At 36.4% G+C, this 23,670-nt stretch carries 18 protein-coding genes; 14 read left to right on the plus strand and 4 right to left on the minus strand.

Translation table 11 applies throughout. The annotated features are described in order from the left end of the window. The first annotated feature begins 14 nt into the window (after positions 1–14). From BST93_RS02995 to BST93_RS03040, 10 genes are all read left to right on the plus strand, one after another. The gene (locus tag BST93_RS02995; RefSeq protein WP_105018022.1) at positions 15–2,327 is read left to right on the plus strand and encodes an NADP-dependent malic enzyme; all 2,313 of its coding nucleotides are present in this window, start codon (positions 15–17) and stop codon (positions 2,325–2,327) included. 36 nt (positions 2,328–2,363) lie between these two features. Beyond that, positions 2,364–2,945, plus strand: coding sequence for a Holliday junction branch migration protein RuvA (gene ruvA, locus BST93_RS03000; protein WP_042279540.1), 582 nt, complete (start codon positions 2,364–2,366; stop codon positions 2,943–2,945). 24 nt (positions 2,946–2,969) lie between these two features. Next, positions 2,970–10,181, plus strand: coding sequence for a T9SS outer membrane translocon Sov/SprA (gene sov, locus BST93_RS03005; protein ID WP_105018023.1), 7,212 nt, complete (start codon positions 2,970–2,972; stop codon positions 10,179–10,181). Positions 10,182–10,264: 83 nt separating this feature from the next. Next, on the plus strand, positions 10,265–10,642 hold the full coding sequence (gcvH, locus tag BST93_RS03010; RefSeq protein WP_105018024.1) for a glycine cleavage system protein GcvH: 378 nt from the start codon (positions 10,265–10,267) through the stop codon (positions 10,640–10,642). Further along, positions 10,642–11,064 (plus strand): VanZ family protein, encoded by a 423-nt coding sequence (locus tag BST93_RS03015; protein ID WP_146104968.1) that lies wholly within the window; start codon positions 10,642–10,644, stop codon positions 11,062–11,064. The genes gcvH and BST93_RS03015 overlap by 1 nt, the downstream gene beginning before the upstream one ends. 60 nt (positions 11,065–11,124) lie before the next feature. Further along, complete coding sequence (locus BST93_RS03020; protein ID WP_060523704.1) at positions 11,125–11,853, plus strand: energy transducer TonB; 729 nt, start codon at positions 11,125–11,127, stop codon at positions 11,851–11,853. A gap of 164 nt (positions 11,854–12,017) precedes the next feature. Then, positions 12,018–12,842: an energy transducer TonB gene (locus BST93_RS03025; protein WP_105018026.1), complete on the plus strand. Its 825-nt coding sequence runs from the start codon at positions 12,018–12,020 to the stop codon at positions 12,840–12,842. Between the two features lie 103 nt (positions 12,843–12,945). Then, positions 12,946–15,048: a gliding motility outer membrane protein RemB gene (gene remB, locus BST93_RS03030; RefSeq protein WP_219843734.1), complete on the plus strand. Its 2,103-nt coding sequence runs from the start codon at positions 12,946–12,948 to the stop codon at positions 15,046–15,048. Between the two features lie 137 nt (positions 15,049–15,185). Further along, on the plus strand, positions 15,186–15,455 hold the full coding sequence (gene rpsO, locus BST93_RS03035) for a 30S ribosomal protein S15 (RefSeq protein ID WP_042279545.1): 270 nt from the start codon (positions 15,186–15,188) through the stop codon (positions 15,453–15,455). 168 nt (positions 15,456–15,623) lie between these two features. Further along, on the plus strand, positions 15,624–17,891 hold the full coding sequence (locus BST93_RS03040; RefSeq protein WP_105018027.1) for a polyribonucleotide nucleotidyltransferase: 2,268 nt from the start codon (positions 15,624–15,626) through the stop codon (positions 17,889–17,891). Between the two features lie 183 nt (positions 17,892–18,074). Here the strand turns inward: BST93_RS03040 and BST93_RS03045 are convergent, their stop codons facing one another. Continuing rightward, complete coding sequence (locus BST93_RS03045; RefSeq protein WP_146104969.1) at positions 18,075–18,644, minus strand: hypothetical protein; 570 nt, start codon at positions 18,642–18,644, stop codon at positions 18,075–18,077. 340 nt (positions 18,645–18,984) lie between these two features. Between BST93_RS03045 and rpe the strand changes: the two genes are divergently transcribed. The 4 genes from rpe to BST93_RS03065 all read left to right on the plus strand — a co-directional run bounded on the left by rpe (position 18,985) and on the right by BST93_RS03065 (position 21,588). After that, positions 18,985–19,644 carry a ribulose-phosphate 3-epimerase gene (gene rpe / locus BST93_RS03050; protein WP_105018029.1) on the plus strand — a complete coding sequence of 220 codons (660 nt, stop codon included), beginning with the start codon at positions 18,985–18,987 and terminating at the stop codon, positions 19,642–19,644. Between the two features lie 54 nt (positions 19,645–19,698). After that, positions 19,699–20,664 carry a YpdA family putative bacillithiol disulfide reductase gene (locus BST93_RS03055; protein WP_105018030.1) on the plus strand — a complete coding sequence of 322 codons (966 nt, stop codon included), beginning with the start codon at positions 19,699–19,701 and terminating at the stop codon, positions 20,662–20,664. Positions 20,665–20,796: 132 nt separating this feature from the next. Continuing rightward, positions 20,797–21,384: a MarC family protein gene (locus BST93_RS03060; RefSeq protein WP_042279549.1), complete on the plus strand. Its 588-nt coding sequence runs from the start codon at positions 20,797–20,799 to the stop codon at positions 21,382–21,384. Positions 21,385–21,390: 6 nt separating this feature from the next. Further along, positions 21,391–21,588: a hypothetical protein gene (locus BST93_RS03065; protein ID WP_060523720.1), complete on the plus strand. Its 198-nt coding sequence runs from the start codon at positions 21,391–21,393 to the stop codon at positions 21,586–21,588. On the opposite strand, the gene BST93_RS03070 is transcribed toward BST93_RS03065, so the two are convergent. The 3 genes from BST93_RS03070 to BST93_RS03075 are packed head-to-tail and all read right to left on the minus strand — an operon-like array spanning position 21,585 to position 23,595. Then, positions 21,585–22,664, minus strand: coding sequence for a S41 family peptidase (locus BST93_RS03070; RefSeq protein WP_308736850.1), 1,080 nt, complete (start codon positions 22,662–22,664; stop codon positions 21,585–21,587). The two genes, BST93_RS03065 and BST93_RS03070, sit on opposite strands and share 4 nt — an antisense overlap. Before the next feature lie 11 nt (positions 22,665–22,675). Continuing rightward, the gene (locus BST93_RS14610) at positions 22,676–23,164 is read right to left on the minus strand and encodes a S41 family peptidase (protein ID WP_308736851.1); all 489 of its coding nucleotides are present in this window, start codon (positions 23,162–23,164) and stop codon (positions 22,676–22,678) included. Then, the gene (locus tag BST93_RS03075; RefSeq protein WP_042279552.1) at positions 23,164–23,595 is read right to left on the minus strand and encodes a deoxycytidylate deaminase; all 432 of its coding nucleotides are present in this window, start codon (positions 23,593–23,595) and stop codon (positions 23,164–23,166) included. The genes BST93_RS14610 and BST93_RS03075 overlap by 1 nt, the downstream gene beginning before the upstream one ends. Between the last annotated feature and the right edge of the window lie 75 nt (positions 23,596–23,670).

A 23,670-nucleotide genomic window follows, 5' to 3' on the forward strand; every position in this document is an offset into this window, starting at 1 on the left:
TAAACTCAAACCCCATGAGTGAAGAAAGTAAACGTAGAGAAGCATTAGTATATCACGCAAAACCACAACCTGGTAAAATAAAAATTGTACCTACTAAAAAGTACAGTAGTCAACGAGATTTATCTCTTGCCTACAGTCCAGGTGTTGCACAGCCTTGTCTTGAAATAGCTAAGGATAAGGCAAATGTTTATAAATATACTACCAAGGGTAACCTTATGGCTGTAATTTCTAATGGAACCGCTGTTTTAGGTCTTGGTGATATTGGCCCAGAAGCCTCTAAACCTGTAATGGAAGGAAAAGGGCTGCTTTTCAAAATATTTGCTGATCTAGACTGTTTTGATATTGAGGTTGATACCACAAATGTTGAAGAGTTCATTCAAACTGTGAAAAATATTGCCCCAACTTTTGGTGGGATAAATTTAGAAGATATCAAGGCTCCAGAGGCTTTTGAAATAGAACGCCGTTTAAAAGAGGAGTTAGATATCCCAGTAATGCATGACGATCAACATGGAACAGCCATAATTTCAAGTGCGGCATTACTCAACGCGCTTGAACTTGCTGATAAAAAAATAGAAGACGTAAAAATAGTTGTATCAGGAGCTGGTAGCGCCGCCATTTCTTGTACCAGCCTTTATGTAAAGCTAGGAGCAAAGAAGGAAAACATCATGATGTATGATGTGGACGGTTTAATTACAACATCTAGGACAGATCTTGGTGATATGCAAATGCAATTTGCAAGAGAGATGGATACCGTGTCCATGCGCGATGCATTTAAGAATGCCGATGTGTTTTTAGGTCTTTCAGTAGGAAACATTGTTGATGAGAACATGCTATTGAGCATGAACGAAAACCCGATTGTATTTGCCATGGCAAATCCAGTGCCCGAGGTTGATTACAACCTAGCTATTGCAACCCGTGATGATATCATTATGGCAACAGGGCGAAGCGATCACCCTAATCAAGTAAATAACGTATTAGGTTTTCCTTTTATTTTTCGTGGAGCGCTAGATGTAAGAGCAACTACAATTAATGAAGAAATGAAACTAGCAGCTACTCATGCTATTGCTAGTCTTGCTAAAGAACCAGTTCCTGAACAAGTTAATATCGCCTATGGCGAGCTCAAACTTACCTTTGGTAGGGATTATATAATTCCAAAACCCTTTGATCCTAGATTAATTTCAACCATTCCGCCAGCTGTTGCAAAAGCAGCCATGGAAACAGGAGTTGCCAAAGAACCAATTCAAGATTGGGAGAAATACGAGGAGCAATTACTCACACGTATGGGCTCAGATAATAAGCTTGTCAGGCTTATTTTAAATAGAGCAAGGACAAATCCAAAAAGAATTGTTTTTGCTGAGGCTGATCAACTAGATGTACTCAAAGCAGCGCAAATTGTTTTAGAAGAAGGAATAGGAACACCTATACTTTTGGGACGCAGGGAAACAATTGAAGAACTTAAAGAGGAACTTGAGTTTGATCAACCTTGTTTAATTATTGATCCCAAAAGCGATGAAGAAAAAGCTCGCAGAGATAGATATGCTGAAGAGTTTTGGAAAATAAGAAAGCGTAAAGGGGTTACTTTATTTGATGCCGGTAAATTTTTAAGACAGCGCAATTATTTTGCGGCGATGATGGTAGAAATGGGTGATGCCGATGGTTTAATCACTGGATTTGCTCAGTCCTATCCTCGTGCCATCACACCTATGTTAGAGATTATAGGTCGCGCACCAGGAGTTGACAAAGTAGCCAGTACCAATTTAATGATCACACAACGAGGTCCTATGTTTATTTCAGACACCTCTATAAACATAGATCCAGATGCTATTGAACTAGCAAAAATTGCACAAATGACAGGCCGTACAGCCCAGTTGTTTGGTATCACACCTAATATCGCAATGATAAGCTACGGGAACTTTGGGTCTTCAGAACATCCTAATGCTGTTAAAGTACGTAATGCGGTAAAATATTTACATCAATATTATCCCGATCTAGTAGTAGATGGAGAACTACAAGCCGATTTTGCTTTAAATTCTGAATTACTTCAGGACAAGTTTCCTTTTTCAAAACTTGCAGGTAAAAAAGTGAATACATTAGTGTTTCCTAACCTTGAAAGTGCAAATAGTACTTATAAAATGATGAAGGAACTTAACGGTATTGATAGTATAGGTCCCATCCTTTTAGGTTTGCAAAAACCCGTACACGTAGTTCAATTAGGAGCTAGTGTGGACGAGATCGTGAACATGGCTGCCGTTGCAGTTATAGATGCACAACAAAAGGAGTCCTATAACCGTTCATTGCAGTTAAAAAGGTCGCAACAACCGCAATAGATTATTTTATTACATTTGAATTACAATTAACCAATTATGATTGCACAACTTCAGGGCAGGCTAGTAGAAAAAAACCTGACCGATGTAGTAATTGATTGCCATGGAGTAGGATATCTAGTAGAAATATCACTGCACACATATTCACAACTGCCAGACAACGAGCAGTGCAAGTTGTATACTTATATGCAAGTACGTGAGGATGCGCACAGGTTGTTTGGTTTTGCCGAAAAAAGTGAACGAGAAATCTTCAAACTATTACTGTCCGTATCTGGAGTTGGTGCAAATACAGCTCGTACCATGTTATCCAGTGTTGCGCCCACACAAATTGCACAAGCCATTGCTAGTGAAGATGTGCGCACGATACAAAGTGTAAAAGGTATAGGTGCAAAAACAGCGCAACGTGTTATACTCGATCTTAAGGATAAAATATTACAAGTATTAGATAATCCAGAAATTTCTATTGTTGCAAGCAATACTGGCCGTGATGAAGCGTTATCTGCACTAGAAACTTTAGGCTATGCTCGCAAGCAGGCTCAAAAAGTCGTGGATAAAATTTTGAGCAATCAACCAGATGCCACAGTAGAAGATTTGATTAAACAAGCATTAAAACAATTATAGGATTTGGGATATAGGTATTTTAAAATGAAGCTTTTACCTGTTTTAATAGCTCTTTTTTGTTTCGCTTTCGCGAAAGCGCAACAACCCACAACACAAGAGAACGATTCTATACCTAATGGAGTCGAATTAGGTAAATTAGAATTACCAGATCCACCTTCCATAACCAAAATGTATGAATATGATCCAGTAATGGATAGGTATATTTTGAGGACTACATTTGCTGGCTATCAATTGGATTATCCCTTTGTACTTACCAGAGAGCAGTATTTACAGCGTGCTATGAAAGAACAAATGAAAAGTTATTTCATTGAAAAAGCACAGGCAATTGCAGGAAAAACGGATGAGGATAAGGAGAAGCAAAAGAATCTTTTACCCAATTTCTATGTAAACTCGGCTTTGTTTGAAAGTATTTTTGGTGGAACCGAGATATCGGTAGTTCCACAAGGATCTGTAGAGGTAGATCTAGGACTGCTTTTTAATCGTAGTGATAACCCTAGTTTTTCCCCTAGAAATAGACAGAATACCACTTTTGATTTTAACCAGCGTATTAATTTATCACTTGTAGGTAAGGTAGGTACTAGGCTACAGGTTAATGCTAACTACGATACTCAAAGCACCTTTAATTTTCAAAATCAAATTAAACTTGATTACACACCTACAGAAGATGATATATTACAAAGTATTGAGGTAGGTAATGTGAATATGCCGCTTAATTCTCAACTTATTCGTGGTGCGCAAAGTCTTTTTGGTATTAAAACAGAATTGCAATTTGGAAAAACGAGAATTACTGCTGTTTTTTCAGAACAACAAAGTGAGGCTCGTACAGTACAGGCTCAAGGTGGAGCATCAATAAACGAATTTGATTTTTTCTCGCTGGATTATGATGAGAACAGGCACTTTTTCCTAGCTCATTATTTTAGGGATAATTACGATCGCACCCTAGAAAATTATCCATTTATAAATACAAATGTACAAATCACAAGAGCCGAGGTTTGGATTACCAATCGTGGTAATCGTACTCAAGATGTACGTAATTTAGTAGCTATTCAAGATTTAGGTGAGTCTGACGGTGAAAATATTGGTCTAGACGTTGTTCCTCCTGGTTTTGTTAACGTTACAGAAGGTGCTTATCCTGACAATTCAAATAACCAATTCAACCCTAGAGGAATAAATGGTTCTACAAGTTCATTGCTCAATGAACAAATTAGAGATATAGGAACAGTCCAGCAAGGTTTTGGTGGTGCACAAGTAAATGAAGGCTTTGATTACGTTTCCTTAGAAAATGCAAGGAAATTAGCACCAAATGAATATACCTTAAACACGCAATTAGGTTATATATCTTTAAGACAAAGATTGAATAACGATGAAGTACTTGCAGTTGCTTTCCAGTTTACTGCTGGTGGTAAGGTATATCAAGTAGGAGAATTTGCTAATGATGGTGTAGTTGCAACCAATGTAGACGCAAACACGAATCCTGGGCAAGTAGCTGTTAACAACCAAAATCTAGTAGTAAAGCTACTTAAGAGCAACTTGGTAACTGTTACGGAGCCATCTTGGGATCTTATGATGAAAAATATTTATAATCTAGGTGGATTTCAATTATCACCAGAGGATTTTAGATTAAATATATTTTACCAGTATCCGCCAGAGTTAAATTATATAACAGCTGCTCCTGGAACACTAACCAATCCACCAGTTGCTTTACCTAGTGACGTTGAAGAAACCACATTAATTAGAGTATTTGATTTAGATAGATTAAATCAACAAGGAGATCCGCAACCTGATGGTGATGGTTTCTTTGATTATGTGCCTGGTTTGACTATCGATCCAGAAAATGGCCGTATTATTTTCACGAGTGTAGAACCTTTTGGTGAATTTTTATTCAATAAGTTAGATCTTACTCCTGGCGCTGGTCCAGAAGATTATAACAATCCATCTACTTATAATGCAAATCAAGAGCAGTATGTATACCGCAATATGTATCGCACGACCAAGGCTCAAGCTCTTGAAAACGCTGATAAGAATAAGTATTTAATTAAAGGTCAATACAAATCAACCGGTCAAGAAGGTATTCCTATAGGTGCCTTTAATGTTCCTAGAGGTTCGGTTACTGTTACCGCTGGTGGACGAACCCTACAAGAAGGTATAGATTATACAGTAGACTATCTAGCTGGTCGAGTTATTATTCTGGATCAAGCGTTACTTAATTCAAACACGCCAATTCAAGTTTCTACAGAGAATAATTCGGTATTCAGACAGCAAACAAAGAGATTTACAGGAATAAATGTAGAACATAAATTTAGTGAGGATCTTATAGTAGGTGGTACTTTTTTGAATCTAAAAGAACGTCCCATTACACAAAAATCTACCTACGGTTTTGAGCCTATTAACAATACTATTTTAGGTGCAAACTTTCTGTACAATACAGAAGTGCCTGTGTTAACCCGACTGGTTAATAAATTACCAAATATTGATACTGATGTTGCTTCAAATCTATCATTAAGAGGTGAGATTGCATATTTATTTCCTGGCTCGCCAGCTGGTGATAATTTCGGTAATAGAGCAGCTGCTTATGTAGATGATTTTGAGGGTTCTCAAACTACTATTGACATATTAAGTCCATTTGCCTGGTCGTTAGCGAGTACACCAGTTGATTTTGAAGGCAATGGAAGTTCTTCAAATCCACTAGAGTACAATTATAGCAGGGCCAAAATGTCCTGGTATTCCATTGATCCAATATTCTATGGAACGCAAAGACCAGCAGGTATTACAGATGACGATGTTTCAGATTGGAGAACTCGTAGAGTGTTTATAGACGAGTTGTTTCCTAATGTGGATTTACAACAAGGTCAACAACAAGTAGTAAATACACTCGACCTTGCCTATTATCCAAGCGAGCGTGGTCCTTATAATTACAATCCATCTGCAGCTGGTTCAAACATTCTTCCTAATCCACAGGATAATTGGGCAGGTATCATGAGACAGTTCTCAAGTACCAATTTTGAGCAAAATAATGTGGAGTACATTCAATTTTGGATGATGGACACCTTTGCATTTGACCCTACTAATACAGGAGGAACAATTTCTATCAACTTAGGAAGTATATCTGAAGATGTGCTAAAGGACAACCGTAAACAATTTGAAAATGGATTGCCGGATGATGGAGGTACGATATTAACTACATCAACGGCTTATGGAAAAGTTCCTAATAGTCAATCTCTTGTTTACGCATTTGACACACAAGGACAAGAGAGAGCAAATCAAGATATAGGTTTAGATGGTTTCAGTGATGCCGAAGAGATTAATTCCTTTCCTGCTTTTGGTCCAGTAGATCCAGCTAATGATAATTATGAGTTTTATCTTGCTGCTAACGGTGATATAGTTAATCGTTATAGAAATTATAATGGGACAGAAGGAAACTCACCTTCTGAAGTATCTCAAACAAATAGAGGATCAACCACTTTGCCAGATGTTGAGGATATTAATAGAGATAACACCATGAATACCATCGATAGTTATTTCGAATATAATATTCCAGTATTTCCTGGAATGGACGTAAATAACAACGATTATATCTACGATACTAAAACAGTACAAACCGAATTGCCTAACGGAACTCGTATAGATACAAGATGGGTGCAGTTTAGAGTGCCGCTTAATGATCCTAATCGTGAAGTGATTAATGAGATAGCAGATTTTAGAGCTATTCGATTCATGAGAATGTACCTGACAGATTTTAACGTAGATACGCATTTAAGATTCGGTTCGTTGGATCTAGTGCGCGGTGATTATCGTCGTTACACTGCTTCACTAGATGAAACAGATCCTAATGCCGCAGACGACCCTACTGTTTTTGAAGTTGAAGGTGTTAATATTGAAAATAACGAATCTAGAACTCCAATTAGGTATGTATTACCACCAGGAGTTGAAAGAGAAGAATTAAGAACTCAAAATCAAAACATCAGACAGAATGAACAATCGCTAGCTTTAAGAGTTTGTGATTTAGAATCGGGTGATTCGAGAGCTGTGTTTAAGAATATTCGAATTGACATGCGTCAATATGAAGATTTAGAAATGTTTGTCCATGCTGAATCTCTAGTAAATGAACTCGCACTTGCTGATGGTGAGATTGAAGTCTTTGTGAGAATGGGTGTAGATTTTACCCAAAATTATTATGAGGTAAGGTTGCCACTTTCTATTACAGCATTTGGAGCTACTGATCGCAACGAAGTTTGGCCTAATAGTAACAACTTTAAGATTAACCTCGAGTTACTGCAGGAATTGAAAGCTAGAGTACTAGGAAATCCAGCATTAAATGTCAACGAAGCTAATTTCTTTGATCAAGTTAATCTTGGAGGAGATCCTAACGAGGCAGCACAGCACAGTTATGGTATCCGTGGAAATCCTAATTTTGGAGATATACGAGCACTTATGATTGGTGTACGCAATCCAACATCAAATCAAATATGTGGTGAAGTTTGGGTTAATGAAATGAGACTTGCTGGTCTTAAAAACGAAGGTGGTTATGCGGCAACTATGAATCTTGATGCAAATGTTGCCGATTTTGCATCGGTTACTGCGACAGGTAGACGCAGCACAATAGGTTTTGGAGCTATTGAGCAAGGGCCTAACGAGCGAGATCGTGAAAATGTCACACAATATGATATCACAACAAATGTAAGTCTAGGTCAATTGTTGCCTAAAAAATGGGGTGTACAATTACCGTTCACTTATAGTATAGGTGAAGAAACCATAACACCGCAATTTGATCCACAGTTTGAGGATATTGAATTGGACACTAGATTAGATAATGCAGACAATGACGCCGAAAGAGACGCAATAAGGGAACAAGCCGAAAATTATACACGCAGGCAAAGCGTCAATCTTATAGGAGTGCGCAAGGAGCGAACTGGTGATTCAAAACCTATGCCGTATGATATTGAAAACTTTACTTTCTCTGGAAGTTACAATCAAGTAGATCAACGCAACTTTGAAATTGAGCAATATAAAGAACAGTCGGTTAATGCAGGAGCAACTTATAATTATGCGTTTCCTAAAGCCGAGGTTGAGCCTTTCAAAAACATCAGCTTTTTAGAAGGTAAGTACGGTAAATTCTTAAGTGATTTTAATCTTAATTTATTACCTAATAATTTTTCTGCGAGTGGGAATATTGTTAGACAATACAACTTTCAAAAATTTAGAGATCTTCAATTGGATACTAATCCGGTAGATATTGATGGTGATGGTATTCCAGATGCACAAAACATCAGCATCGCTCCATTAACAAATCGCAATTTTACACTCAACCATCAGTATGCTATTAATTGGGATTTGACAAAATCGTTACAGTTCAACTTAAGTGCCAATCAGAATAGACTGGTGCGTAGTTACATTGATTCAGAGTCCAATGAAGTAGATCAAGACTATACTTTATGGACCGACTTTTTTGATGAAGGTATCCCTAATCAACACAATCAACAATTACAACTTACTTATAAATTGCCGTTTGATAAGTTTCCTTTTCTCGCTTTCGCGAAAGCGAACTACACTTACACAGCAGATTTTAACTGGCAGAGATCATCGCAACAATTTTCACAATTAGATGATATACCGGATATAGGTAACACTGTTTCAAATGCCAATACGCATCGTATCAATGGTACTTTGGATCTAGATAATCTTTATAAATACGTAGGTCTAGAGAAGATTAAATTTGGAAACGAAGCACGTAATGCCCGTAAGAGATCACGCAGCCGCAGTAGAACGCGCACACCAGCTGGAACACCAAATCCCGATCAGGCTAAGGAAGAAAAGGAAAAGAAGATCCCTAAGAAGAATTTTGCAAATCAAGCTCTTAATACTTTAATAGGTGTGGTAACTTCAGTAAAAAGAGCACAAATTAATTATGAGGAAACCAATGGTATGTTCCTTCCAGGTTACACAAATGATATTGGGTTTATAGGAACTTTAAAACCTACTACAGGTTTTGTGTTTGGGTCACAGGCAGAAGTTAGAGAACTAGCCGCAAGAAAAGGTTGGTTAACCTTGTTTCAGGATTTTAATCAACAGTATAGTGAGGTAGCTTCACGCAAGTTTGATTATAACATTAAAGTAGATCTAGTAAAGGACCTAACGCTAGACCTTGTAGGGAACCGTAATTATCAAGAAACCTATCAAGAAAATTATCGAGTAAACCCAACATCCTTACAATATCAATCGTTGACTCCTAATGAATTTGGGAACTTTGATATTTCTACCATTATGATTGGTACTGCTTTTCAAAAAAGCGATATCAATGGCTCAAAAACTTTTGAGACATTTAGAAATAATAGACTAGCTGTAGCCAATAAACTGGCAACGGAATTTTATGGAACCACAACATTTAACCGTGATTCAGATGGGTTTCCTGTAGGTTTTTCACGTAATAGTCAGGAAGTTTTATTGCCTTCGTTTATTGCTGCTTATGAAGGGCGCGATGTTGAAGATCAAGATCGCAGTGCTTTTAGAGATATTCCATTACCTAATTGGACTTTAAAGTATACAGGATTAATGAATCTTAAATGGTTCAAAAAACGTTTTAGAAGATTTTCATTGAATCATGGGTATAGGTCTAGTTATACGATTAATCAATTCCAACGTAATCTAGATTTTGTTGCTGGTAATAGAAATTTTGATTATGATGAAAATGCTACGCTTAATCCAGGATCATTAAATCAAAATGGAGATTTCAAGTCACCACAACTATATTTCAACATCAATTTGACTGAGAGTTTTTCGCCATTATTCAAGATTGATTTTGAAATGAAAAATTCAATGTCTATTGCTGTAGAACACCGTAGGGATAGAGCTGTGTCCCTAAGTTTTGATAATAACCTACTTACTGAAATAAACAGTAAAGAATGGATCGTAGGAGTTGGTTATAGATTAAAGGATCTCAAATTTAGAACGAATTGGGGTGGACGCAGTCGTGTGATAAAAAGCGACTTGAACATGAGATTGGATGGTTCAATCAGAGATAATATTACCATAGTAAGGTATTTAGATTTTGATAATAGTCAAGCTACTGCTGGACAAACAATCTATGGTTTAAAATTCAGCGCAGAATATGCCTTTAGCCAGGCCTTTACTGGAATCTTCTATTACGACCATACTTTCAGCGAGTTTGCAATTTCGACGGCGTTTCCGCAAACTACTATTCGTAGTGGAATTACATTAAGATATACGTTTGGAAATTAGTAAGGGATTTTACGTAATTATAATAGTAAACTTGTGGCTTAAAAAGCTTAATGTTTTAACTTTACCCCTTTAAAATTTAAATAATGAATATTCCAGCAGAACTTAAGTACACCAAAGACCACGAATGGGTAAAAATAGAAGGTGATGTTGCAACAGTAGGGATCACTGATTTTGCTCAAAGCGAATTAGGTGATATTGTATACGTTGAGGTTGAAACCGTAGATGAAACACTTGATCAAGAGGAAGTTTTCGGTACGGTAGAAGCGGTAAAAACCGTTTCTGATTTGTTTTTACCATTGTCAGGTGAAATTGTTGAATTTAATGAGCAATTAGAAGACGAGCCAGAGTTAGTAAACTCTGACCCTTATGGTGATGGATGGATGATCAAAATAAAAATAAGCGACGCTTCACAAGTAGATGGTCTTATGACTGCTGATGCTTATAAAGATCTTGTAGGATAGTGAAGCATTTGCTTAAAGGGGTTGCGCCGGTTTACACTCTAGTGATTGCTTATCTTTCACTAACAAGTTTACCCTTTCCGATTCCTTTTGAGCTCAGTTTTCAAGATAAAGTGTATCATGCAATTGCCTATTCCATTATGGCGATAGTGTGGTACTTCTTTTTTTATGTAGGTTATGTTTCAAAGTTTCCTGATTATTCATGGAATATAAAAAACATACTAGAAGATTTTTCTAGAACAGTTGTTATAGGAGCTATGGTATTATCTTTTATTATAGGTGTTCTTATAGAATTAGGTCAAGGATATTTCTCACAAAATAGATCTATGGATATCTTTGACGTTATTGCAAATGTATTTGGCATCATTATTGGTGCTCTATTACTTTATGTTATCAGTAAAATGTTACAGATAAAAAAATCTTAGCGTTAAAAGCTTTTAAGAAAAAATTGAATTATTTATTTTTAGCCACTAAACACCACCGCAATGGAAGTTAAAAAATCAGAAAAGGCAGATTTACGTAAGAATATTACGTTGTATGCTCTTGCAGGACTGGCATTTATGCTTTTGCTAGCATGGCAAGGTTTGGAGTATGAGACAAAAACAGTCGAAATCGAGGAGCCGCCAGTTGAAATCGAAGAATTCGTAATTGAAGAAGAAATTCCAATTACACAAATGCTTGATACGCCACCACCGCCACCACCACCGCCACCAGCTCCAGAAATTCTGGAAGTTGTTGAGGATGATGTAGAAATTGAAGAGGTGGAAATTCAGGATACTGAAACCGATGAAGAAGAAGAGATTGTTGAGGTAGAAGAGGTTTCTGAAGAAGTAGGTGTAGAAGAAGTGATTGCCGATGTACCTTTTGCAATTATTGAAAACGTGCCTATTTATCCTGGTTGTGAGGATAAGAAAAATAATGCCGACCGTAAGAAATGTATGAGTGAGAAAATCACCAAGTTCGTTAACCGTAACTTTAACACAGGTCTTGCAAACGACTTAGGTCTTGAAGGTCGTCAAAAAATATCGGTACAGTTTAAAATCGATAGTAAAGGAAATATCGTAGGAGTTCAATCTCGTGCTAAGCACCCAGATTTACAGAAAGAAGCTGCTCGCGTAATTAATAAATTACCTAAAATGACTCCAGGTATGCAGCGTGGTAGAGCGGTAGGTGTTATTTATGCATTACCAATTATCTTCCAAGTACAAGACTAGATAATTAAATAAATTTTTAAAAAAGCCCGACTTTCTACAAGTCGGGCTTTTTTATTATCAATAAAATAATGTTTTCATTAAAAGCTTATGGATTTTATTTTGAATTAACGGTTTTTGGTACGACTCTTGATTTCTGTTCCTAATAACATTTTAAACCATTAATTATGAGTCTCTTTAAAAAAGATGCCGATGCTGCAACATCGGTACTTTCTCGTATCGAGAGGAAGAAATCTATTAACACAAAAGTCAATCCCATTATTAATTTTCAAATAGGGCTGGTAGCAGCGTTATTGCTAGTTTGGATGGTTATTGAAACCACTACCGAAGAAACTAAGCCTGTTCCTGCAATCGTTGGTACTACGATCATAGATGTGTGGGAAGAGGATCATGATGTTTATCGAGTAATTCCAGATAATCCTGTCATTAAACAGCCTATTGCAAAACCTGTAAGAATCGAAACTCCTAAAATTATAGAACCGAATAAATTAAAGGTGGTTGATAATAACGAACTTGTTCCTGAAAATGATGACAAAAAAAGGGAAGAAACGCCTGTTACAGAGCCTGCGGTTACGCCAGTTACATCTAGTAAGACAGAAGTAAAAAGCAAACCGACCACATCTACTACCAGCAGTCCTATAATAGCTGTTCAAGAAATGCCGCTTTTTCCTGGTTGTGATGAAGATATGTCAAGAGAGGAAAAGTATAACTGCATGAATGAAAAGATGAAACGATTCATTCAAAGAAATTTTGATACTAGTCTAGCCGAAGATTTATCAGGTCAAGGAGATAAATTTAAGATAGCAACTATGTTCACAATTGATGAAAACGGTAATCCAATTGATATCAAAGTACGTGCTCCTAATGATCGATTAGTAAAGGAAGCTAATAGAGTGATGGCCAAATTACCGCAAATGCAGCCTGGCAAAATCAATAATAAACCAGTTAGGGTGATTTATTCAATACCAATAACATTTTCAATTCAGCAATAAACATCAACCATTTATTGTGATCCCAGACCTGTTTTTTAATATGAGTCTGGGATTTTTTATTCGGTATTATTAAAGTGTATCTTTGAGCCTATAACTTGAATTTATGAGATCAATTCTCTCTTTAATTTTTATACTGTCTTCTATAACAGGTGTAGCTCAAACAAGTATAGAGAAATTCCCTATTTTTAGTAATTGTGAATCAGTTTTATCCAGTGAACTGTCAGGCTGTTTTTATGAGGAATTATACGTGCAGCTTCAAAATAATTATGATCACCCAAAAGATGTTAGCTCTAGTAGTGCGACTATTAGGTTTGAAGTAAATAAAGACGGTGAGTTTATTGTTATCACCTTAGACTCAAAAGAGCAAGATGTAAAAAATGAATTGAGAAAAGCTTTTAATTCATTGCCCAAAATTACGCCACCTAGCTACAACGGAAATTCCACGTTTATGCAATTTGTTATAAACACACCGGTTCCATTGGTGTCAGGTGGTTCCTTTGTTACGTTTGATGAAAAGCAAAATACTGCATCGCCAGCAAAGAATGATGTGGTCAATGACTTAGACAGTATCGCTTTCGCGAAAGCGAACAATGATTACCAAGTTATCAAATCAAATAAATACACCAATCAAGAATTACTCTCAAACGCAATAATTCCTTTTTCGTATCAGCGTTATGCACCATATGAGGCTGCTATGAACAAAATTGGTACTAATGCTCATAGTAGTATTAAACCTTATACTTTTAATCAAGTAGGAGCTTATTTTGATTTAGAAGCACAGCGCTCTAGTTTAACAGAAGAACGCACAACATGGTTAGGTCGCAAATGGTGGAATGAGCACTTTTTTAGAGTTGCAGGAGATGATTACTGGTTTGTAATAGATCCAGGAGTAGACCTACAGTTGGGTAAAGATTTTGACGCCGATATTAATACTTTTAATAATACAAGGCTTGCGATGGTAAACGGTGGTATCGGTAAGCAAATAACATTTGGAGCTACGATTCAAGAATCTCAAGGTCGATTTGCAGATTATTTCAATCGAGAAATCACGCTGCGAGCACCCGATGGCGGTAATCCAGGTATTGTGCCTGGTCGTGGTATTGCTGAAGATGGCGGTGAGAATATTTACGATTACCCAGTAGCAACAGGTTATATTAATTACAAACCTAGCAAGTATTTTGATTTACAATTAGGTCATGGGCAGCATTTTATAGGAGATGGATACAGATCTTTAATTTTAAGTGATAACTCAATGCCATTCCCTTACTTTAAAGTAAATGCAAATTTTTGGAAGCTCAACTACACTGTTCTTTACACCTCGCTAAGAGATGTGCGCAGTGAAGTAACTGCCGATGATAGTTTTCGTACTAAGTTTATGACTTTTCACTATTTAAGTTGGAATGCTACAAAGAGACTTAATATCGGATTGTTTGAAAGTGTGCTTTGGCAGGATGATAACCAAAGAGGATTTGATTTTAATTATATTAATCCTATCATTTTTTATCAAGCCATTGAATTACAAACAGGTTCACGAGGTGGAAATGCTCTAATAGGCGCTACTGCAAAATATAAATTCACCAATAGGATTACGGGATATGGGCAGCTTGTTTTTGACGAGTTTTCTAGTGATGCCGTGGCTGGTGGTGGTAGTTTTAAGAATAAAAGTGCCTTTCAATTAGGTGTAAAATGGCAAAATGCTTTTATTAATGGTTTAATGCTTCAAGCCGAGTATAATCGGGTAAGGCCTTTTACTTACAGTCATAATTCTATCGTTCTTAATTATGGTAATAGTAACCAAGCGCTTGCTCATCCATGGGGTGCAAACTTCTATGAGATGATTTTTATAGGCCGATATGACTATAAACGATGGTATGGGATCGGTAAAGTTATTTTAGGGGAACGTGGTTATGATATATTATCAAATAGCGACAATCTTGCTTATGGAGGAAATATATACACCAGTGAAGATAATCGCGCATTTGAAAACGGGAATGAAGTAGCTCAAGGTAATACCGCAAGCTATTTTTATGGGCAAATTGAAGCAGGATATTTAATCAATCCAGCCTCAAACTTAAAAGTATATGCACAGCTTATTTATCGTGATATTTCTCCTCAAGTAGATAACGTAAGAGTGGTTGATCAATCCACAACCTGGTTTAACATAGGATTGCGCACCGATATAATGAACTGGTCTTACGACAGGTAAATGATAAAAAGCATCAGATTAACTTTTTTGATTTAAAAGCTTGTAAACCATAATAAAACATTATTTTTGCACTCGCTTTAAGCGATACGTCAGATAGTCTGGCATACATAATATTCATTATTTCAAATAATTTTGGCATGTATTTAACTGCAGAAAAAAAAGCTGAAATCTTTTCAAAGTATGGAAAGTCAGTAAACGATACTGGTAACACTGATGCGCAAATCGCGTTATTCACTTACCGTATCAATCACTTAACAGAACACCTTAAGAAAAACCGTCACGATTTTAATACAGAGCGTAGCTTGGTTAAATTGGTAGGTAAGCGTCGTTCATTACTTGATTACCTTATGAAGAAGGATATCTTAAGATATCGTGAGCTTATTAAGGAATTAGGAATAAGAAAGTAAAAAATTGGGGACCTTGTGTCCCCTTTTTTTATTAGTATATTGCAGGTACGCTTTCGCGAAAGCGTCATAAATAAATAATCGCGAGACATAAAAGCTGGTTTCTCATAAAGAAAAATGACAAACACTTTCTCACCACACACAACTTGAGAAAACGTTAAATAAAATTTTATGAAACCACAAGTTTTTAAACAAGTGATAAAAATGGCCAATGGGCCAGATATCACCATTGAGACCGGTGCTCTTGCAAAACAGGCACACGGATCGGTTGTAGTGCGCTGCGGCGACGCTATGTTATTAGGTACTGTAGTATCTGGTTACTCTTCAACGGGAATGGATTTCCTACCTCTTACTGTAGATTTTAGAGAAAAATTTGCTGCGGCAGGTAAATACCCAGGCGGATTCTTTAAACGTGAAGCACGTCCTAATGACGGTGAGGTACTTACTATGAGATTAGTAGACCGTGTATTACGTCCACTATTTCCTAAGGACTACCACAATGAAGTGCAAGTGATGATTCAATTAATGTCACACGATAAAAACGTAATGCCTGATGCACTAGCAGGATTAGCTGCGAGTACTGCATTACAATTATCTGACATTCCTTTTGAATGCCCGATTTCTGAAGTGCGTGTAGGACGTATTGACGGCGAGTTTATCATAAACCCAAGTTTTGAACAACTCGAGGAAAGTGATCTTGACATGATGATAGGTGCGAGTGCCGATAGTGTGATGATGGTTGAAGGAGAAATGGATGAAATCTCAGAAGAAGAAATGATCGCAGCTATTAAAGCAGCACATGAAGCTATCAAGGAACAATGCGAGGCTCAAAAAGCACTAGTAGAACAAGTAGGTGGTAAGAAGGAAACTCGTGAGTATGAAGGCGAGGATGAAGATGCTGAAATCGAGGCTAAAGTAGCTGAGTTTACTTATGACAAGGTTTATGATATTGCCAAACAAGGTAGCGGTAAGCGAGAGCGTTCAACTGCCTTTGGTGAAATTAAAGAAGCCTTATTTGAAACTTTTGATGAAGAAACGGTAGAAGAAAAAGGAAAATTAATTTCTAAATATTTCAATAAAACCCACAAAAAAGCAGTACGCGATGTGTTGCTTAAGGAAGGTGTGCGTCTTGACGGTCGTAAAACTACTGATATTCGTGATATTTGGTGTGAGATAGACTACTTACCTTCTACACATGGTAGTGCGATTTTTACACGTGGTGAAACTCAAGCATTAGCAACTGTTACTTTAGGTACTTCTCGTGACGCAAATGTGATAGACATGGCATCTCAAGAAGGTGAAGAGCGTTTCTATTTACACTACAATTTCCCGCCATTCTCAACTGGTGAGGCTCGTCCACTACGTGGGACATCTCGTCGTGAGATAGGACACGGTAACCTTGCTCAACGTGCACTTAAAGGAATGATTCCAGAGGATTGTCCATATACTGTGCGTGTTGTAAGTGAAGTATTAGAATCTAATGGTTCTTCTTCCATGGCAACTGTTTGTGCTGGTACTATGGCAATTATGGATGCTGGTATTGAAATGAAAAAGCCGGTTTCTGGTATTGCGATGGGATTGATAAGTGATGGTGATGATTATGCAGTTTTATCTGATATTCTAGGTGATGAAGATCACTTAGGGGATATGGACTTTAAAGTAACAGGTACAGAAGATGGTATCACTGCTTGCCAGATGGATATTAAGATTAAAGGTCTTTCTTACGAGATCCTTACCAATGCTTTAATGCAAGCACGTGATGGTCGTATGCATATTTTAGGTAAACTTACCGATACGATTGCTACTCCAGCTGATGATGTGAAGCCACACGCTCCTAAGATGGAATCTATGGAGATAGAAGGAAAGTACATAGGTGCTGTTATCGGACCTGGTGGAAAGATTATCCAGGAAATGCAAAAGGAAACAGATACGGTTATCAATATTGAAGAGGTTGATGATAAGGGTGTTATCGAAATTGCCGGTACAGACCGCGATAAAATCAATGCTGCTATTGAGCGTATCAAAAACATCATCTTTGAACCTGAAGTAGGCTCGGTTTACGAGGTGAAAGTGGTTAAGATGCTTGAATTTGGTGCGGTAGTAGAATTTGCTCCTGGAAAGGAAACCTTATTACACGTAAGTGAATTTGATTACAAACGTATTGAAGATCCATCAACTGTTTTAAGTGTAGGAGATGTTCTAGATGTTAAGTATTTAGGAATAGACCCTAGAACTAAAAAACAAAAGGTATCTCGTAAAGCATTAATGCCTAAGCCAGAAGGTTGGGAAGAGCGTCCACGTCGCAGTAACAATAACGATAGGCGTAACAACGACCGCCGTAGCGGTGGTAGACGTGATGACCGTCGTGGTAACGACAGACGTCGCGATGACCGACCACGTCGTGATAATGACAACAACGAGAATAAATCTGAAGATTAATTCACAAGTTTATAATGTAAAAATGCCTCTTGAGAAATCGAGAGGCATTTTTTATAAAAATGAATATTAATTATAAGTTATTATTCTTTCTATTCTTTCTTACTGCTCTATAAACAAGGACAGCTACAATAACGATTACAGCGATTAGAAATAGCTGCCATGAAAAAAGTTTTAAATCCATAATTAACAATTTAAACTAATTGAATAACATACACTCTCTTTCCATACTGTACCGATACCTTGAAAAAACAGCAAATAGTCAACTGTTCCACAAACCGTAGCTGAACTACAATTCATATTCGATTCACCTTGTGTATATCCTAAACCAAATGTAAAGCCAGACCAATATCCACTAATACCTGAAATACAACCGTCACTAACAGAAACATCAAAATTCAAAGAAGCTAACCCAGATGATGCCGCCTGACCAGTGTATATTCCATTAGCACATCCTTCTGTTTGAACAGGACTGGGATTTTGAATTTGATTTAATTGTTCTTCAATAAAACTTCTCATTTCTTTTTCTGTTTCAAAATGAATTGTATTTTCTGGATCTATAGTTTCATCAACAATTAACTCAATTCCAAAATCTTCTTCAATACTTTCAATAGTTTCTATAGCACTTGAAGATTTTTCTAAGAAATTTTGCTCTTCTGAATTTGTTTCTAATACTTGCTCGTCATCACTACAAGAATTAAAGGTTAAACAAAAACTCACAAGGAGTAGTGGTAATAATTTAAAATGTTTTTTCATTATATATTAATAATTAATTATGCTTACTCATATCGCTTTTCGGCTTCCTCGTTTAAAGGGAATTTTGATTTGCAAATCTTCTCAAAGCAAAAAAAAAAAAATAGTTACAGGCAAGTGTTTAGCAGCATCTTAATAATATGTTTGCAACATTTTAACTTGCTGTATATCTTTTGTTAAAATGGTTTAAAATTTTATCTTTTTAAATTTAAACAGATTGTTTCTACATGAAAACAGCTATGTTAAAATTTTAGAGTGGTCATTACAAAATGATTTTATAGTGCTGTGCTTTCGCGAAAGCGAAATCAATACCCTAACTTTGCATAACCTTTAAAACTTAGTAATGTCCAAACGTATCGCCCCATCTATTCTAGCAGCAGATTTTGCAAACCTTCAACGTGATGTTGAAATGATTAATTCTAGTGACGCAGACTGGTTTCACATAGACATCATGGATGGTGTTTTTGTTCCTAATATTTCTTTTGGAATGCCCGTGCTACGTGATATCGTAAAGCACGCCACAAAAACTATAGATACACATTTGATGATCGTTGATCCAGACCGTTATGTGAAAACCTTTGCCGATTTAGGTTGTGATTACCTTACCGTTCATTATGAGGCGTGTACACACTTACACAGAACACTTCAACTTATAAAATCTCACGGTATGAAAGCTGGTGTAGCACTTAATCCACATACTAGTGTTCATTTACTTACAGATACCATTCAGGATATTGATATGGTTTGTTTGATGAGTGTGAATCCAGGTTTTGGAGGACAAAGCTTTATTGAAAATACTTATGATAAAGTAACCCAGCTCAAAAAAATTATTGATGCTAAAGGTGCTGAAACCTTGATTGAAATCGATGGTGGCGTGACGGATAAAAACGCAAAGCAATTAATCGATGCTGGTGCCGATGTGCTAGTAGCTGGTAGCTATGTATTCAAAAGCGAAAATCCTACTCAAACTATCGCAGGTCTTAAGAAAATTATAGAGAAGTAATTTTTTAAGATTACTCTGTAAATAGTCCTTGAAAGTAGCCGTTATCTTTGTGCTATGGAAGAGGTATTGTATGATATAATTATTATTGGGGCAGGACCCATAGGTATTGCTTGTGCCTTAAAAGCAAAGAAGGCAGGGTTATCTTATTTAGTTCTAGAAAAAGGACCGCTCGTAAACTCTTTGTATAATTATCCTGCTAACATGCAGTTTTTTTCAACTAGTGAAAAGCTTGAGATTGAAGAGATCCCGTTTATTTCTAAAGAAGCAAAACCTAGTAAGCAAGAAGCATTAGAATATTATAGAAGAATTGCTACCTCAAACCAACTGGACATTCATTTATTTGAAGAGGTCGTCGATGTTAAAAAGAAAGTTGATTTTGAAGTAAATACTTCAAAGAAAACCTATTTGTCAAGACAATTGATAATTGCAACTGGCTTTTTTGATATTCCTAATTTATTAAAAGTTCCAGGAGAAGAGCTTCCTAAGGTAACCCATTATTACAATGATCCTCACTTGTACGCTTTTCAAAATGTGGTGGTTATTGGTGCTAGTAATAGTGCGGTTGATGCAGCTCTTGAAATTTATAGAAAAGGAGGTAAGGTAACCATGCTAGTCCGAGGAGACTCCATAGGAGAACGAGTAAAGTATTGGGTTAAACCTGATATAGAAAATAGGATCAAAGAAGGAGCTATAACTGTTTTTTACAATTCTGAAGTTGAAAAAATCACACCGAATTCAGTATTTTTCAAACAAAACGGAGTTATAAAAAGTATAGAAAATGATTTTGTTGTTGCTCTAACTGGTTATCTACCCAATTTTAGTTTCTTAAAAAGCCTGGGTGTTGATCTAACAGGAAAATATTTAATACCTAGCTACGATCCTAAAACAATGGAGACTAATGTAGCTGGTATATACCTCGCAGGTGTTATTTGCGGCGGGAAGGAAACACATAAGTGGTTCATAGAGAATAGTAGGGTTCATGCAGAAATGATTATTTCTGATATAATGGAAAAAAGTTAAATCCTAATAAAGAATTTCTAAACTGGAATATGTCAAAATTCTTTACTGTTTATTAAGAATTATTTAAACAGGAATTGTGGTTGCCCAACTTTTAAATAACAGTACTTTTGCAAAAAATTTGAATAAATCGAGATGGAATTTTTAACAGCTTTTGATTTTAAAGAGACGTTTACTGCAGCAATGATTTTATTTGCTGTAATAGATATAATTGGTAGTATACCGATTATTGTTGATTTGCGTCGCAAGGTGGGACATGTTCAAAGTGAAAAGGCGAGTATAGTAGCTGGTATCTTAATGATCGTTTTTATGTTTGTAGGAGAGAGCATGCTTAACCTTATTGGAATTGATGTAAATTCATTTGCTGTTGCAGGTGCTTTCATTATTTTCTTTATTGCATTAGAGATGATATTAGGAATACAGCTGTATAAAGATGATGCTCCTGAAACAGCAGCAATTATTCCTATAGCCTTTCCTCTCATTGCCGGTGCTGGTACTTTAACATCTGTTCTGTCTTTGAGATCGGAATACAGTGGGATTAATATTATCGTAGCAATTGTATTGAATATTGCTTTTGTTTATCTAGTGCTGAAGAATTCTGGAAGAATTGAAAAGGTTATAGGAAAACAAGGTATCAACGTAGTACGTAAAATTTTTGGAGTTATATTATTAGCGATAGCTGTGAAGCTTTTTGCGACCAATATAAAAGAACTATTTATTTAAAATATCATGAAGCTATTCTGTAAAATAATGATGATCATTGCTGGTGCAAGCGCTTTATTTAATGTGTTTAAACTAGATTTTAACCAGCCATTTAATGGAGATAGTCAAATTGCCGTAATAAGTATTATCGCAGCTTTATGTGTAGTAGTACTTATGTGGATAATGCTTACTTCTCTTAAAATTAAAGAAAAAAGTAAGGCCTAATTTGACTTTGCGTGTAATTGTAAAACCTTTTTAATCATATTATCTTCCTGATTAATCAGTTTTACCTTAAGCTGAGTTCCAAAAAGCTGTTCGGCAATAGAGCTTTTTATGATCAAAGAAATTTCATTCCTATATCCAGGTAATTTTATACTGGTATTATAAAGTTGAGCAAACTGTATGAAATTCTCCATGACAGGTTCAGGAACTTCATACTCTTCCAAAAACTCTTGTTTGGATAGGTTGAACAAATAGGCGCCGTCTTCTTGTAAGTACATATTTGTAAAACGATCGGCAAAACCAGTTCTAGCAAAATAATCTAAGGTTTGAAGAATGTATCCGTCTGGACTAGGAACAAAAACGTCTGGAACAATACCGCCACCACCATAAACGACTTTGCCGCCTGGAGTAATTCTTTTCAATGAATCGTTCACTTCAATATTTGATTCATCGATTAACTCACCGTTTTGGTATCTATTAATGTATTCATTAAAATAAGCTTCTTTCCCCATATCATAAGGTCGTTGAATACTACGTCCAGTAGGAGTATAATAACGAGCCACTGTTAACCGTACAGAACTGCCGTCACCTAACTTCATTTCCTGTTGTACTAGACCTTTACCAAAACTTCTACGACCTACAATAATACCAATATCATTATCTTGTAAGGCACCTGCAACAATTTCACTTGCGCTAGCGCTATTTTCATTAATAAGGATGTAGACCTCTCTATCTTCAAAATCACCATCGTCAGTGGCATAGCTGTCAATTCGTTTATTATTGCGATCTTTTTGAAACAAAATGAGTTTATCTTCTTGTAAAAACTCATCGGCTATGTGAGTCGCCGCAGTAAGAATTCCTCCAGGATTGTCTCTTAAATCTAAAACTAAGGATGTTGCACCAGCTTTTTTTACTGTTTCGATAGCTTGATCAAATTCCTCTATTGTATTTTCAGCAAAACGGTTGACTTTAATATAGCCTAAATCTGAGCTTAACATATAAGCGGCATCTACACTACGTAGCGCAACTTTACCTCTAGTCACTGGAATTTGAAGTAATTCCTGATCTCCTGGTCGCAATACTCCTAGTGTTATCCTTGTACCGTCTTTCCCTTAAGAATACTGGAATCTGTACCATTTTCTCCATATAATTTGCGTCCATCGGCGGTAAGAATTTTATCACCGCTACGTATTCCAGCCTCGTCACTAGGTCCATCTTTAAAGACTTGAGTTACAGATATCGTGTCGTTGTTCACAAAAAATTTGATTCCAATCCCTACAAAATCACCTCTCATATCGTTGTGTACAGCCTCTGCACGGTCACTAGGTATATAAACTGAATGTGGATCTAGATTTTGCATGATACCCAGTACCGTAGCATCAACAATGCTATCTGTATCGATATCGTCCACATACTTATTTTCTATTAAATCAATTAATCGATTTAATTTTTGCCTGGATGAATTGTTACTTGCTAGATACCTGCCATTAGTAACATCATTAATATAATGCCCTAATAAAATTCCAGCAGCAAAAAACACTCCTAGGAAAATGGGTAAGTACAAGTACGTTTTTTTCATCAAGTTAATTCAGTGATTCGTTCTACTGTAACGCCAGCACGCTCCAAAAATTTTACTCCGCTTTGATCTTTATAAGCTTCTATAAACACTACACGTTTTATACCACTTTGATGAATTAGCTTGCTGCAATCTTTACAAGGTGACATGGTAATATAAAGTGTTGCACCTTGACAACTTTGTGTTGATGCTGCTACTTTTAAAATAGCGTTAGCCTCTGCATGTAACACATACCATTTTGTATATCCTTCTTCATCCTCACAAAAATTCTCAAAACCACTAGGCGTTCCATTATATCCGTCGCTTATGATCATGCGATCTTTCACTATAAGAGCTCCTACTTGTCGTCTTTTGCAATAGGATAATTTGGCCCATTCCTGTGCCATTTTCAAATAAGCAACGTCGTATTTGTGCTGTTTGTTAGTATTATTCATGCAAACTTGGTTAGGCAGGCTTTGTTTATAGGTTTACGCTTTCGCGAAAGCGGTAAAATGTTAAGGCTTATTGCA

Origin of the sequence: Nonlabens tegetincola, from assembly GCF_002954355.1 — a bacterium.
In the GTDB taxonomy this organism is placed as follows: domain Bacteria; phylum Bacteroidota; class Bacteroidia; order Flavobacteriales; family Flavobacteriaceae; genus Nonlabens; species Nonlabens tegetincola.

What these genes read in the sequence shown, in the direction of transcription:
- BST93_RS02995 (WP_105018022.1), top strand. Translation starts at nt 15, where the DNA reads ATGAGTGAAGAAAGTAAACGTAGAGAAGCATTAGTATATCACGCAAAA.
- ruvA (WP_042279540.1), top strand. Translation starts at nt 2,364, where the DNA reads ATGATTGCACAACTTCAGGGCAGGCTAGTAGAAAAAAACCTGACCGAT.
- sov (WP_105018023.1), top strand. Translation starts at nt 2,970, where the DNA reads ATGAAGCTTTTACCTGTTTTAATAGCTCTTTTTTGTTTCGCTTTCGCG.
- gcvH (WP_105018024.1), top strand. Translation starts at nt 10,265, where the DNA reads ATGAATATTCCAGCAGAACTTAAGTACACCAAAGACCACGAATGGGTA.
- BST93_RS03020 (WP_060523704.1), top strand. Translation starts at nt 11,125, where the DNA reads ATGGAAGTTAAAAAATCAGAAAAGGCAGATTTACGTAAGAATATTACG.
- BST93_RS03025 (WP_105018026.1), top strand. Translation starts at nt 12,018, where the DNA reads ATGAGTCTCTTTAAAAAAGATGCCGATGCTGCAACATCGGTACTTTCT.
- remB (WP_219843734.1), top strand. Translation starts at nt 12,946, where the DNA reads ATGAGATCAATTCTCTCTTTAATTTTTATACTGTCTTCTATAACAGGT.
- rpsO (WP_042279545.1), top strand. Translation starts at nt 15,186, where the DNA reads ATGTATTTAACTGCAGAAAAAAAAGCTGAAATCTTTTCAAAGTATGGA.
- BST93_RS03040 (WP_105018027.1), top strand. Translation starts at nt 15,624, where the DNA reads ATGAAACCACAAGTTTTTAAACAAGTGATAAAAATGGCCAATGGGCCA.
- BST93_RS03045 (WP_146104969.1), bottom strand. Translation starts at nt 18,644, where the DNA reads ATGAAAAAACATTTTAAATTATTACCACTACTCCTTGTGAGTTTTTGT.
- rpe (WP_105018029.1), top strand. Translation starts at nt 18,985, where the DNA reads ATGTCCAAACGTATCGCCCCATCTATTCTAGCAGCAGATTTTGCAAAC.
- BST93_RS03055 (WP_105018030.1), top strand. Translation starts at nt 19,699, where the DNA reads ATGGAAGAGGTATTGTATGATATAATTATTATTGGGGCAGGACCCATA.
- BST93_RS03060 (WP_042279549.1), top strand. Translation starts at nt 20,797, where the DNA reads ATGGAATTTTTAACAGCTTTTGATTTTAAAGAGACGTTTACTGCAGCA.
- BST93_RS03065 (WP_060523720.1), top strand. Translation starts at nt 21,391, where the DNA reads ATGAAGCTATTCTGTAAAATAATGATGATCATTGCTGGTGCAAGCGCT.
- BST93_RS14610 (WP_308736851.1), bottom strand. Translation starts at nt 23,164, where the DNA reads ATGAAAAAAACGTACTTGTACTTACCCATTTTCCTAGGAGTGTTTTTT.
- BST93_RS03075 (WP_042279552.1), bottom strand. Translation starts at nt 23,595, where the DNA reads ATGAATAATACTAACAAACAGCACAAATACGACGTTGCTTATTTGAAA.